This window comes from Acidovorax sp. GW835-FHT14G06 (assembly GCF_058793595.1).
Genome location: NZ_JBXAGA010000010.1, coordinates 140579 through 152550 on the forward strand (window position 1 = coordinate 140579; position 11972 = coordinate 152550).

Sequence of the window (11972 nt, forward strand, 5' to 3'; positions counted from 1 at the left end):
GAGGCGGGCGCCGGGTTCATGGCCGGTTCACAGCCGCTCTTTGGCGTACGAGCCACGGTCCATGTCCACGATCTCCACGCTCAGCTGCACCATCACGCCCTGGGGCTTGGGGGTGCGCTCGCGCAGCACAGCGGCAATGCGGTCGGACAGCTCCTTCTTGGCCTCGGGCGTGCGGCCGGACAGCAGGCGCAGTTGGGCATGCACAAAGGCGCGGTTGGCGGGTGCGATGCCGATCTCGAAGCTGTCGGCCACGATGAAGCGGGTTTTCAGATCCGCCTCGTCCTGCACCTGGGGGTGGGAGCACAGGGTGGCGTTCAGGGCCGTCAGCGTTTCGGCCTCGGGGTAGTGGGGCAGGTTGGCGGAGTATTCGATGGTCAGGTGGGGCATGGAATTGTCTCGCTGGAAGGATGGGGGAGGGCCCGCGTTGGCAGGTTGCCTGGGCCTTGCATGGTACTGCGGCGTGTCAACGGCTTACCAACGGCTTTGCCAGCGCATGCAGCGCGGCCAGCAGTTGCGCCACATTCCTTGTGGTGTGCGCGGCCGACAGCGCAATGCGCAGCCGCGCCGTGCCCGCAGGCACGGTGGGCGGGCGGATGGCGGGCACCCACAGGCCTTGGGCGCGCAGGCCGTCCATCACGTGCAGTGCGGCTTCGTTGCTGCCGATCACCAGGGCCTGCACAGGCGTGTGCGACGGCAACAGGTGCCAGCCTAGGGCCTTGGGTAGGTCGGCCAGCCCGGTACGCAATTGAGTGATGAGGGCCGCGAGGTGCGCGCGCCGGTCATCGGCGGCCGCCATGATCTGCAGGCTTTGCCGCAACGCGCTGGCCAGCAGCGGCGGGGCCGCAGTGGCAAAGATGTAGGTGCGTGTTTTTTGCAGCAGCCATTCGATGAGGGCTGCATCGCCTGCCACAAAGGCGCCCGCCACACCCGCAGCCTTGCCCAGCGTGGCCATGTAAAGCACGCGGCGTGAAGCCGTGGCTCCCGTCAGCCCCGCCTGCGCCAGGCTGCCGCGCCCTTGGGGGCCCAGCACGCCAAAGCCGTGAGCGTCGTCCAGCAGCAACAGGGCGTCGTAGCGCTCGCACAGCGCCAGCAGCGCCGGAATATCGATGAGGTCGCCATCCATGCTGAACACCGCATCGCTGATGACCAGCTTGCGCCGTGCGGGGCTGGCGGCGAGCTGCGCTTCCAGCGCGGCCAGGTCGGCGTGGGGATAGCGGTGGATGGTGGCGCGCGACAGGCGGGCGCCGTCGATCAGGCAGGCATGGTTGAGCGCGTCGGAGAACAGCGCATCGCCGTCGCCCACCAGCGCGGGGATGATGCCGGAGTTGGTGGCGTAGCCGGCATAAAAGTACAACGCGCGGGGCAGTTGCACGTAGGCCGCCAGCTCGTGCTCCAGTGCGTCGTTGGCGGCGCTGTGGCCGCTGACCAGCGGCGAGCCGCCAGAGCCCACGCCATAGTGGCGTGTGGCCTCACGCGCGGCCTCGGCCAGCGCTGGGTGGCTGGCCAGGCCCAGGTAGTCGTTGCTGCAAAAGGCCAGCATGGGCTGGCCGTCCACCAGCAGACGTGCACCGCCGGCGGGTTGCACCACGCGGCGGCGGCGCAGCAGGTGGGCGCGTTCAATGTCGGCCAGGCGTACAGGGATCTCATCGAGCCACGACGTCTGCAGTGCCGTGGCGCCAGTCATCGCCAATCCTTCGGAAGATCAAACACCAGGCTGCCGGGTTCAGGCAGCTCCTGGTGCGGCACATCGGCCAGCAGTGGCGCACCCAGCCGCGCGCGCAGGTAGGCGATGTTGTCCTCCACGGCCTCCATGTCAGGGTCTACCCGGTTGGCCACCCAGCCGGCCAGCGTGAGGCCGCGCGTGCGGATGGCCTCGGCGGTCAGCAACGCATGGTTCAGGCAGCCCAGCCGCAGCCCCACCACCAGCACCACGGGCAAGGCCAGGGTCTGAGCGAGGTCAGCGCCTGTCTGGGTGTCGGTCAGTGGCACATGAAAGCCGCCGGCGCCTTCCACCACCACGGCGTCGGCCTGGGCGGCCAGCGCGTGGTAGCTGCGCACGATGGCGTTGAGGTCGATCTGCACCCCGGCCCTCGCAGCGGCGATATGGGGCGAGAGCGGGTCGAGCAGCAGCACGGGGTTGTCCAGCTCGGGGGCCACCGCCAGCGTGGAGGCGGAGCGCAGCGCGATCGCGTCCTCGCTGGCCCAGTCGTCCCCCCAAGGCACCACGCCGGCCGCCACGGGCTTCATACCCACCACGCGGGGGTGGTGGGCTGCCAATGCACGCAGCAGACCGGCGGACACCAGCGTTTTGCCGACGCCCGTGTCGGTTCCGGTCACAAAACATCCAATCATGATTTCTCCTCGTACAGCGTGGCGTTCAGCGCGTCGAGCGCGCCGCTGGCCAGGCACTGCACGGCCTCGTCGTCGAGCGCATACGGCGGCATGGCGTACAGCGTTTTCCCGATGGGCCGCAGCACCAGAGAGCGCGCCATGGCGTGCTGGTGGTAGCGGCGTGCGAAGTCGGGCAGGGTAGTGTCTACGTCCCAGGCCCAGATCATTCCCAGGCGCCTTGCGTGGCGCACGCGCGGGTGGTGGGCAAGTGGCGCACAGGCCGCGTCGATGCGCTGTGCCAGCGCTGCGTTCGCGTTCAGGGCATCCAGCTGCTCAAACAGATCCAGTGTGGCCAATGCCGCGCGGCAGGCCAGCGGGTTGCCGGTGTACGAGTGCGAATGCAAAAAGCCCCGCGCCACGTCGTCGTCGTAGAACGCGGCGTACACCGCGTCGGTGGTCAGCACGGCCGACAGCGGCAGTGTGCCGCCCGTGAGGCCTTTGGAAAGACAGATGAAATCAGGCTGGATGCCTGCCTGCTGGTGCGCGAACATGGTGCCCGTGCGGCCGAAACCTACGGCAATTTCATCGACCACCAGGTGCACCTCGTAGCGATTGCACAGCGCGCGTGCCAGACGCAGGTATTCCGGGTCGTGCATGGCCATGCCCGCAGCGCATTGAACCAGGGGCTCGGCGATGAGTGCGGCGGTGGTGGTGTGGTGCTCCTGCAGCCAGCTTTCCAGTGCTGCAGCGGCACGGCGCGCCACGTCTTCGGCCGTCTCGCCCGGCTGGGCACCGCGTGCATCGGGGCTGGGCACGGTATCGGCCAGGCGCACCAGCGGGGCATAAGCCTCGCGGAAGATGGCGATGTCGGTCACCGCCAGTGCGCCCACGGTTTCGCCGTGGTAGCCACCAGCCAGACCCACAAAGCGGCTCTTGGCGGGGCGACCGGTGTTGCGCCAGTAGTGCGCGCTCATCTTGAGCGCAATCTCTGTGGCGGCTGCGCCGTCGCTGCCATAGAAAGCATGGCCCAGGCCGGTGAGCGCGGCAAGGCGTTCCGACAGTTCCACCACGGGCGCGTGGGTAAAGCCCGCCAGCATCACGTGGTCCAGTTGGCCCAGCTGGTCCACCAGCGCGGCCTGGATGTGTGGGTGGCTGTGGCCGAACAGATTGACCCACCAGGAGCTGATGCCGTCGAGGTAGCGCTTGCCTTCGGTGTCGTACAGCCACGGGCCATGCGCGCGCGCAATGGCCACGGGCGGTTGGGCCTCGTGCCGCTTCATTTGCGTGCAAGGGTGCCAGACGGCAGCCAGGCTGCGGGCCACCAGAGCGTCATGGGTCGATGCCATTGTTACAGGGCCTGTGTGGGCACTGCGTGGCGCAGTTCCGTCTGGCGGTTGTGGTCGTCCACAAACACCAGCTGCGGCTGGTGCGTGCCCACCTGGTCTTCGTGCACCTGGACGAAGGCCGCAATGATGATGAGGTCGCCCACTGCAGCGTGGCGTGCGGCCGAGCCGTTGACGGAGATCATGCCGCTGCCGCGCTGGCCCTTGATGGCATAGGTGACAAAGCGCTCGCCGTTGTTGATGTTCCAGATGTGGATCTGCTCGTTCTCGGCGATGTCGGCCGCTTCGAGCAGGTCCTCGTCGATGGCGCACGAGCCTTCGTAGTGAAGCTCGCACTGGGTCACGGCCACGCGGTGGATCTTGGATTTGAGCAGGGTGCGGAACATCGGGCTTCCTCGGGTGAAGTCTGTGAACTTTGGGGGGCCTGCCGCTGGCAGGGCCATGGCCGGTCAGGGCTGTGGAAAGTCCAGCGCGCAGCTGTCGCCCAGTGCTTCGCGCCACACGCGCACGCGGGTCACGCTGGCGCGCAGGTCAGCGGGCAGCGCTTGGGCGATGAACAGGCACAGGTTCTCCAGCGTGGGGGTGCCCAGGCCGGGCACTTCGTCCAGCATGTGGTGGTCCAGCTGCCCGCGCACCACCTCCAGGCCCCGGCGCAGCAGGCCCAGGTCCAGCACCATGCCGGTGGCCGGGTCGCGTGGGCCGGTCAGGAAAACTTCGGCGTGGTAGGTGTGGCCGTGCACACGGCGGCTGCCTTCGGCTTCGATCTCGCGGCGCAAGGTGTGGGCGGCGTCGAAGAAGAAGCGCTGGGAGATGGTGAACAACATACGGAAACTAGAAGATAAAACCGCGTCACCTTATGCCGGTGAGCTTGTGGGTTTGCAGGCTTAATCGCCATGCGGGGTGGGCCAGGCAGGCGTCAATGCAGGCGGCAGTGTTCTGGCGCTGCAGAAGTCCGTCCATGGGCTGAAGAAAGCGGTGGGTGAACTGGGTGTCCTGCTCCAGCGCCTGCAGGTCAAAGCCGGGCTGGGGCCAGACCAGTTTCAGTTCCTGCCCGCTGCGCTGCACCCACGGTGCACCCGCCTTGGGGCTGATGCATAGCCAGTCGATGCCTTCGGGCGCGGCGACGGTGCCGTTGCTTTCGACGGCGATGCGGAATTGCTGCGCGTGCAGCGCCTCTATCAGCGCCGCATCGACCTGCAGAAGGGGCTCGCCGCCCGTCAGCACTACCAGGCGGTGGCCCGCGCCCGCAGGCCATTGGGCGGCGATCAACTCCGCCAGCGCCGTGGCTGTTTCAAACTTGCCGCCCAGCGTGCCGTCGGTGCCGACAAAGTCGGTGTCGCAGAACTGGCAGATGGCTTGCGCACGGTCCTGCTCGCGGCCCGTCCAGAGGTTGCAGCCTGCAAAGCGGCAGAACACGGCCGGTGTGCCGGCTTGGCCGCCTTCGCCTTGCAGGGTATAGAAAATTTCTTTGACGCTGTAGGTCATCGGGGCACCGGGGGGACGAGGATGGTGGGGGCGGCGGGGGCTGCGACCTCGGGGTAGTCGCGGCTGAAATGCAGGCCCCGGCTTTCGCGGCGCAGCTGGGCGCTTTTCACGATCAGGTCGGCCACCTGCACCAGGTTGCGCAGCTCCAGCAGGTCGCGCGTGATGTGGAAGTGGGCGTAGAACTCGTGGATCTCGCCCTGCAGCATCGCGATGCGGTGGGCAGCACGTTCCAGGCGCTTGTTGGTGCGCACGATGCCCACGTAGTCCCACATGAAGCGGCGCAACTCGTCCCAGTTGTGCGAAATGACCACGGACTCGTCGGCATCCGTAACGCGGCTGTCGTCCCATGCGGGCACGGTGGGCAGTTCTGTGGTCGGGGCCGCTGCGATAGTCTGCGCAGCCGCGCGCGCAAACACCATGCATTCGAGCAGCGAGTTGCTGGCCAGCCGGTTGGCGCCGTGCAGGCCGGTGCATGCCACTTCGCCCACGGCAAACAGGCCGGGCAGGTCGGTGCGGCCCGCCAGGTCGGTCAGCACGCCGCCACAGGTGAAGTGGGCGGTGGGCACTACGGGGATCGGCTCCTTCGTGATGTCGATGCCCAGCGATGCGCAGTGGGCCAGGATGTTGGGGAAGTGCTCCTGCAAAAACGCGGGGCTCTGGTGCGAGATGTCCAGGTGCACGCAGTCCAGCCCGTGCTTTTTCATCTCGAAGTCGATGGCGCGGGCCACCACATCGCGCGGGGCCAGTTCGGCACGTGGGTCATGGTCGAGCATGAAGCGCGTGCCGCCTGCCGATGGGGGCAGCAGCAGCTTGCCGCCTTCGCCGCGCACCGCTTCGCTGATGAGGAAGGACTTTTCGTGTGGGTGGTACAGGCCCGTGGGGTGGAACTGGATGAACTCCATGTTCGCCACGCGGCACCCCGCGCGCCACGCGGCGGCAATGCCGTCGCCCGTGGCGGTGTCGGGGTTGGTGGTGTACAGGTACACCTTGCCTGCGCCGCCCGTGGCCAGGATGGTTTGCGGGGCGCGGAAGGTGACGACCTCGTCGGTGTCGCTGTCCAGCGCATACAGGCCCAGGCAGCGGTTACCCGGCAGGCCCAGCTTGCGCGTGGTGATCAGGTCCACCAGCGTGTGCTGCTCGAACAGCGTGATGCCGGGCGTGGCGCGCACCACGTCGATCAGTGTGCGCTGCACGGCCGCGCCGGTGGCGTCCGTTACGTGGGCAATGCGGCGCGCGCTGTGGCCGCCTTCGCGCGTGAGGTGCAGCTGGTCGCCTTCGAGCGTGAAGGGCACGCCCAGCTGGCGCAGCCAGGCGATCGATGCGGGCGCGTTCTCCACCACAAAGCGGGTGGTGGCCAGGTCGCACAGGCCTGCGCCGGCCACCAGCGTGTCTTCGATGTGCGCGGCAAAGCTGTCGTCGTCGGCCAGCACGGCGGCAATGCCGCCCTGGGCCCAGCCGCTTGATCCATCTTGCAGCGTGCGCTTGGTGATGACGGCCACGCGGTGCGTGGGTGCCAGGTGCAGGGCCGCCGAGAGGCCGGCGAGGCCGCTGCCTACGATGAGGACGTCAAAGTCGTGGGATGCCATGGCTTGCGTGTGAAGGGGGTAATGCCACGGCCACCGGCCAGGGCGGTGAACAGTGGAAGGCGGCCCTAGGCCGGCGTGTAAGCGAGGCGCACGTAGATGGGCGCAAACGCTTCGGCCTGCGTGATCTCGATCAGCGTCTCTTTGGCCAGCTCCAGCAGCGCAATGAAGGTCACCACCAGCACGGTGCTGCCTTTTTCGGGCTCGAAGAGTTCTTCAAACTCCACAAAACGCCGGCCCTGCAGGGTCTTGAGCACCATGCTCATGTATTCGCGCACGCTCAGTTCCTCGCGCGTGATCCGGTGGTGCTGCACGAGCTTGGCGCGCTTCAGGATGTCGCGCCAGGCGTCCTGCAGCTCCACCACATGCACGTCGGGGAAACGCGGCTGCAGGCTTTGCTCGATGTAGACCTGGGCTTTCAGGAAGTCGCGGCCGTACTGCGGCATCTGCCCCAGGCGGGCGGCTGCCATCTTCATCTGCTCGTATTCGAGCAGGCGGCGCACCAGTTCGGCGCGTGGGTCTTCGGGTTCTTCGCCTTCTGCCTGCTTCTTGGGCGGCAGCAGCATGCGCGACTTGATCTCGATCAGCATGGCGGCCATCAGCAAATACTCGGCCGCCAGTTCCAGGTTACGGCTGCGGATCTCGTCCACATACGCCAGGTACTGCTTGGTCACCCCCACCATGGGGATGTCGAGGATGTTGAAGTTCTGCTTGCGGATCAGGTACAGCAGCAAATCCAGCGGGCCTTCGAAGGCTTCGAGGAAGACTTCGAGCGCATCGGGCGGGATGTACAGGTCCTGCGGCAGCGCAAACAGCGGCTCACCGTACAGGCGCGCCAGGGCCACCTGGTCCACCACCACGGGCATGCCCGCCGCGTCCAGCGAGGGCGCGCCGGGCGAATCTGCCGCTTCGGCTGCGTTCGCGGTGGTCATGATTTGCTATTGAATCAGGAGCTGCCAGCGCAATAGATACATGCGCTTGCGCCTCAAAAGATGCTCAATCGGCGTTGGTCTGGTACACGTAGGGCCTCTGGGGCACCTGGGCGTCGCGGTACTCGCCCCAGATCTTGCGGTCCACCTGCTTGTCCCACAGCAGGGCACGGCCAGCTTGTTGCTGCTGGTCCAGTTCGGGACGGCTCGCCTTGAGCTGGTTGATGAACTGGGTAGCATCGGATTGGTAGTCGGGGCGGCGGAAAATAGACATGGACTGTGAACTCTTTCTTGGAACGCGTCAGGCACAGTGATGCACCGAAGGTCCAAGATTTTACCGGGACGAATTTATGCGCTTGATATATCGCTCCGCTGCCCTGGCGGCCGCCACCCTTTCCCTGCTGGTGCTTGCCGCCTGCGACCCGCAACGCATCAGCGAGCTCAAGGAGGGCGTTTCGACCGAAGCCGACGTGCGCGACCGCTTCGGCGCTCCTGAGAACGTGTGGGACGAACCCGGTGGCGCGCGCACTTTCGAGTACAACCGCCAGCCCGCAGGCCAAGTCAACTACATGATCACCATCGGCCCCGACGGCCGCATGACTGCGCTGCGCCAGGTGCTCACGCCCGAAACCTTTGCGCGCGTATCACCCGGCATGCGCATGGACGAGGTGCGCCGCCTGCTCGGCAAGCCCGCCAAGGTCACGCCCTACGAGCTGAAAAAGGAGACCTGGGCCGACTGGCGCTACCTGGGGGCACCCAACCAGTCCAAGGTCTTCACGGTGGTCTATGGGCCCGACCAGTTCGTGCTGCGCACGCAAACGGGTGCGGACACGGACGCGCCCGAGTTCAAGGGCGGCAAGTAGCGGCGCCTGGCCCACTGGCGCGTTGCTTGCTTCCCACCTTTCAAATAGAACGCTGAATGCGCGCCGGGCTGCCCCAGGCACCCGGCTCTCCACCGGCGGAAAGCCTCCGCGCACCATCACTCAATGCCCATGCCCGATACCCAGCCCACCGCCCACGACGCGGCCCCGCCGCTGTCCGCCCTGCGCCATGGCGCCTTTGAAGACGCCCAGGCCCTGTTTGCGGGCACCCTGTTTGTGGCCATGGCGCTCATGCTGTTCAACCAGGCGGGGCTGCTGGTGGGGGGTACGGCGGGCGCGGCGTTTTTGCTGCACTACGTCACCGGCATCTCGTTCGGCAAGCTGTTCTTTGTGGTCAACCTGCCGTTCTACTGGTTCGCCTGGACGCGCATGGGGCGCGAGTTCACCATCAAGACCTTTGTGTGCGTGGGCCTGCTGTCGCTGCTGACCGAGCTGTTCCCGCACGTGATGCATGTGGACTATCTCAACCCGCTGTTCGCCTCGCTGCTGGGCGGGCTGCTGCTGGGCACGGGCTGTCTGTTCCTGGCGCGCCACCGCTCCAGCCTGGGCGGTGCCACCGTGGTGTCGCTGTACCTGCAAGGCCGCTACGGCATGCGTGCGGGCAAGGTGCAGATGATGATCGATGGCACCGTCGTGCTGCTCGCACTGTGGGTGGTGCCGGTAGACCGTGTGGCGTATTCGGTGCTGGCGGTGCTGGTGATGAGCGGGTTCTTGTGGATCAGCCACCGGCCAGGGCGCTACGTGGGCCATTGAGCGAGACAGCCGCCAGCGCGGTTGCTGACAGTCTCGTCGGTTGAGCGCGACCCTGGGGTTCTGAGCCCCGCCAAACGCTACGGGGCCATTCCATTCTCTGCGTCAACCCTGCTTCAGTGGGGTGCGCTTGCGCGTCCTCCCGCCATAGAGTTTCAGGCACCCCGCCTGCACCCGCACGAGGGAGCCGGACCTATTCGTGCCTCCCGAGGGGTTGAAGTGTCCATGCAGTTCACAGACCCGGAGAACCCTTGATGTATCGAAATTTTTCCGCCATGGCCGAGGCCCTGCGTGCGAGGCTTGCCGGTGCGGCATGGGCGTCGCCTGTGGTCATGGCAGGCGCCCTGGCAGCTTGCGGCGGCGGTGGTGGGGACTCTGCCGAGCCACCGCCTCCCCCACCACCGCCCTCCGTGGTGCAGCATCCGGTGGGGGGCATGGTGACGGGGCTGACGGGCACCCTGGTACTTGCCAACGGAACGGGTGCGGAAGTGAGCATCACGGCCAGCGGCAGTTACGTCACCAATGTTGCGCAGGGGCAGGCTTACAACATTGTGGTGCGCACCCAGCCGGTGGGGCAGACCTGCGTGGTGGAAAACGGCTCGGGCGTGGTGACGGGCCCTGTCTCCAACATCCGGGTGACCTGTACCACCAACACCTATGCCGTGGGTGGGACCGTCACGGGCCTGGCGGGGGGGCTGAGGCTGCGGCTGAACGGCGCTGCAGATTTGCTGTTGACTGAGAACGGCGCTTTCCGGTTTGCCTCGCCGGTTTCTCATGGCAGCGCCTATGTGGTCACGGTGTATGCGCAGCCTGTGGATCAGGCCTGTACGGTCGAAGCTGGCACCGGAGTCGCCGTGGCGCCGGTCACCCAGGTGAGGGTACTTTGCAGCACGATCTATACGCCGCCTCCACCACCGCCCCCACCGCCCCCGGCGCCGAGTGGCCTGGGCATTGGCTACGGAGCGAAGGCGCTGATCTTTTCGTGGACTTCGGCGCCGGGTGCCACCAGCTACACGGTGTACGAGGACCCCGATGGCGCAGGCCTGCTGACACCCGTGCAGATCGGGTCCACCGCCACCACAGGGCTGACCTATGCCGTACCAGTGCTGCTGCACCTGCGGCTGAATGCCACCTACACCGTGCAGGCCTGCAATGCGGGTGGTTGCAGCGCCCCGTCGACTTCTGCAGCGGCCGACATGGTGCGTGCCATTGGGTACTTCAAAGCGTCGGCGACCACCGCCGAAGGCCGATTTGGCAACCGCGTGGCCTTGTCCAGCAACGGCTTCACCCTGGCCGTGGGGGCCTATGGAGAGGGTGGCAACACCGGAGCGGTGTACGTCTTCACGAAGAGCGGCGCCACGTGGTCGCAGCAGGCGCGCATTGCCGCCCCCAACGGTGAGCCCAACGATTATTTCGGCAATGCCGTGGCGCTGTCTGCCGACGGCAACACGCTGGCCATTGGCGCAGACGGCGAGAGCGGCGACCAGAAGGGCACGTTTGCGACGATGCCCGCCACCAACAACCTGGCCAGCAACTCCGGCGCCGTCTATGTGTATTCCCGCACGGGCGCCGTCTGGTCGCAGCAGGCATTCATCAAGGCGAACAACGCGGATGCCGACGATCTTTTCGGTTCGTTCGTAGCCCTCTCGAACGACGGCAACACCCTGGCGGTGGGGGCCTATGACGAGGATGGTGACCTGACCGGAACACACGGCAGTGCAGCCTATGCTGCGTCCGGGGCTGCCTACGTCTTTGCCCGCACGGGCACCAGCTGGGCACAGCAAAGTTACCTCAAGGCATCCAACGCAGGAGCGGGAGATTTCTTCGGCATCTACCTCAGCCTGTCTGGCGCGGGCGACATCCTGGCGGTGGGTGCGTTCTTTGAGCGCAGCGCCCTGGCGAGTGATCCTGCGGACGACACCTTGACCAATGCCGGTGCGGCTTACGTGTTCCAGCGCAATGCGGGGGCATGGTCGCAGCAGGCCTATCTGAAGGCCCCCAGTCCCCAAGCGCAGGACCGCTTCGGTGTGTCGGTCATCCTGTCAGGCGACGGCAACACGCTGGCGGTTGGCATGGATGGAGACAGCAGCAACTACACAGGCAGCTTCGTCGTGCCTCCACCCAGCAACACCCTGGCACTCAACTCTGGCGCGGTGTTTGTGTTTATTCGCGCAGGTGGCGTCTGGCAGTCACAGGCGTACTTGAAAGCCTCCAACACCCGCACCCCCCACCGGTTTGGCAACAACTTGGCCATGTCCAGCGACGGCAACACGCTGGTGGTGCCGTCGTACCGCGACGACAGCAATGCGCGCGGATTCAATGGCGACCAGGCCAACACCGCCGCTGCGGATGCGGGCGCAGTGCTGGTGTTCCGCCGCAGCGCAGGCACCTGGGCGCAACAGACCTACCTGAAGGCACCCAATACGGGCGCTGGGGACCGGTTTGGTGGACGTGTGGCGATATCGGGTGACGGCACTACGCTGGCCGTGGGTGCATCCACCGAAGACAGTGGATCGACTGGCGTTGGAGGCAATCAGTCGGACGAAAGCAGCACCAACGCGGGCGCGGTGTACCTGTACTGAAAACTGGATGAAGGGCGGCAGTCAACATGCCGCCCCATCCTCTATCAGCGAATGGCGAGGGGCTCAGCACCCCTCGGCATCCTTGACG

General features: G+C 66.4%; 13 protein-coding genes. 3 read left to right on the forward strand and 10 right to left on the reverse strand.

Features of this window, described 5'->3' with window-relative positions; all coding sequences use genetic code 11:
• Positions 1 to 27: 27 nt before the first annotated feature.
• The 10 genes from AC1Q64_RS18565 to AC1Q64_RS18610 all read right to left on the reverse strand — a co-directional run bounded on the left by AC1Q64_RS18565 (position 28) and on the right by AC1Q64_RS18610 (position 7945).
• Complete coding sequence (locus AC1Q64_RS18565; RefSeq protein ID WP_291438090.1) at positions 28 to 387, reverse strand: 5-carboxymethyl-2-hydroxymuconate Delta-isomerase; 360 nt, start codon at positions 385 to 387, stop codon at positions 28 to 30.
• A 76-nt stretch (positions 388 to 463) separates the two neighbouring features.
• The gene (bioF, locus tag AC1Q64_RS18570) at positions 464 to 1684 is read right to left on the reverse strand and encodes an 8-amino-7-oxononanoate synthase (protein WP_492252353.1); all 1221 of its coding nucleotides are present in this window, start codon (positions 1682 to 1684) and stop codon (positions 464 to 466) included.
• Positions 1681 to 2352 (reverse strand): dethiobiotin synthase, encoded by a 672-nt coding sequence (gene bioD / locus AC1Q64_RS18575; protein ID WP_291438088.1) that lies wholly within the window; start codon positions 2350 to 2352, stop codon positions 1681 to 1683. Before bioD ends, bioF begins: the two co-directional genes overlap by 4 nt.
• A complete protein-coding gene (gene bioA, locus AC1Q64_RS18580; RefSeq protein ID WP_492252354.1) occupies positions 2349 to 3677 on the reverse strand; it encodes an adenosylmethionine--8-amino-7-oxononanoate transaminase in 1329 nt (442 codons plus the stop codon). The genes bioD and bioA overlap by 4 nt, the downstream gene beginning before the upstream one ends.
• Positions 3678 to 3679: 2 nt before the next feature.
• The gene (panD, locus tag AC1Q64_RS18585) at positions 3680 to 4060 is read right to left on the reverse strand and encodes an aspartate 1-decarboxylase (RefSeq protein ID WP_492252355.1); all 381 of its coding nucleotides are present in this window, start codon (positions 4058 to 4060) and stop codon (positions 3680 to 3682) included.
• Positions 4061 to 4123: 63 nt separating this feature from the next.
• A complete protein-coding gene (locus AC1Q64_RS18590) occupies positions 4124 to 4498 on the reverse strand; it encodes a 6-pyruvoyl trahydropterin synthase family protein (RefSeq protein WP_492252356.1) in 375 nt (124 codons plus the stop codon).
• 25 nt (positions 4499 to 4523) lie between these two features.
• Positions 4524 to 5159 (reverse strand): 7-carboxy-7-deazaguanine synthase, encoded by a 636-nt coding sequence (gene queE / locus AC1Q64_RS18595; protein ID WP_492252357.1) that lies wholly within the window; start codon positions 5157 to 5159, stop codon positions 4524 to 4526.
• Positions 5156 to 6745, reverse strand: coding sequence for an L-aspartate oxidase (nadB, locus tag AC1Q64_RS18600; protein ID WP_492252358.1), 1590 nt, complete (start codon positions 6743 to 6745; stop codon positions 5156 to 5158). Before nadB ends, queE begins: the two co-directional genes overlap by 4 nt.
• Positions 6746 to 6810: 65 nt before the next feature.
• On the reverse strand, positions 6811 to 7674 hold the full coding sequence (locus AC1Q64_RS18605; RefSeq protein ID WP_492252359.1) for a segregation and condensation protein A: 864 nt from the start codon (positions 7672 to 7674) through the stop codon (positions 6811 to 6813).
• Between the two features lie 64 nt (positions 7675 to 7738).
• Positions 7739 to 7945 carry a DUF3460 family protein gene (locus AC1Q64_RS18610; RefSeq protein ID WP_492252360.1) on the reverse strand — a complete coding sequence of 69 codons (207 nt, stop codon included), beginning with the start codon at positions 7943 to 7945 and terminating at the stop codon, positions 7739 to 7741.
• A 76-nt stretch (positions 7946 to 8021) separates the two neighbouring features.
• On the opposite strand from AC1Q64_RS18610, the gene AC1Q64_RS18615 reads away from it, so the two are divergent.
• The 3 genes from AC1Q64_RS18615 (at position 8022) to AC1Q64_RS18625 (ending at position 11884) form a co-directional block, all read left to right on the forward strand.
• Entirely contained in the window at positions 8022 to 8534 is a 513-nt protein-coding gene (locus AC1Q64_RS18615; protein WP_492252361.1) for an outer membrane protein assembly factor BamE, read from the forward strand.
• A gap of 129 nt (positions 8535 to 8663) precedes the next feature.
• The gene (locus AC1Q64_RS18620) at positions 8664 to 9305 is read left to right on the forward strand and encodes a YitT family protein (protein WP_492252362.1); all 642 of its coding nucleotides are present in this window, start codon (positions 8664 to 8666) and stop codon (positions 9303 to 9305) included.
• Between the two features lie 251 nt (positions 9306 to 9556).
• Complete coding sequence (locus AC1Q64_RS18625; protein WP_492252363.1) at positions 9557 to 11884, forward strand: FG-GAP repeat protein; 2328 nt, start codon at positions 9557 to 9559, stop codon at positions 11882 to 11884.
• Positions 11885 to 11972: the final 88 nt, after the last annotated feature.

What these genes read in the sequence shown, in the direction of transcription:
- nadB (WP_492252358.1), bottom strand. Translation starts at nt 6,745, where the DNA reads ATGGCATCCCACGACTTTGACGTCCTCATCGTAGGCAGCGGCCTCGCC.
- queE (WP_492252357.1), bottom strand. Translation starts at nt 5,159, where the DNA reads ATGACCTACAGCGTCAAAGAAATTTTCTATACCCTGCAAGGCGAAGGC.
- AC1Q64_RS18625 (WP_492252363.1), top strand. Translation starts at nt 9,557, where the DNA reads ATGTATCGAAATTTTTCCGCCATGGCCGAGGCCCTGCGTGCGAGGCTT.
- AC1Q64_RS18590 (WP_492252356.1), bottom strand. Translation starts at nt 4,498, where the DNA reads ATGTTGTTCACCATCTCCCAGCGCTTCTTCTTCGACGCCGCCCACACC.
- panD (WP_492252355.1), bottom strand. Translation starts at nt 4,060, where the DNA reads ATGTTCCGCACCCTGCTCAAATCCAAGATCCACCGCGTGGCCGTGACC.
- AC1Q64_RS18605 (WP_492252359.1), bottom strand. Translation starts at nt 7,674, where the DNA reads ATGACCACCGCGAACGCAGCCGAAGCGGCAGATTCGCCCGGCGCGCCC.
- AC1Q64_RS18620 (WP_492252362.1), top strand. Translation starts at nt 8,664, where the DNA reads ATGCCCGATACCCAGCCCACCGCCCACGACGCGGCCCCGCCGCTGTCC.
- AC1Q64_RS18610 (WP_492252360.1), bottom strand. Translation starts at nt 7,945, where the DNA reads ATGTCTATTTTCCGCCGCCCCGACTACCAATCCGATGCTACCCAGTTC.
- bioF (WP_492252353.1), bottom strand. Translation starts at nt 1,684, where the DNA reads ATGACTGGCGCCACGGCACTGCAGACGTCGTGGCTCGATGAGATCCCT.
- AC1Q64_RS18615 (WP_492252361.1), top strand. Translation starts at nt 8,022, where the DNA reads ATGCGCTTGATATATCGCTCCGCTGCCCTGGCGGCCGCCACCCTTTCC.
- bioD (WP_291438088.1), bottom strand. Translation starts at nt 2,352, where the DNA reads ATGATTGGATGTTTTGTGACCGGAACCGACACGGGCGTCGGCAAAACG.
- bioA (WP_492252354.1), bottom strand. Translation starts at nt 3,677, where the DNA reads ATGGCATCGACCCATGACGCTCTGGTGGCCCGCAGCCTGGCTGCCGTC.
- AC1Q64_RS18565 (WP_291438090.1), bottom strand. Translation starts at nt 387, where the DNA reads ATGCCCCACCTGACCATCGAATACTCCGCCAACCTGCCCCACTACCCC.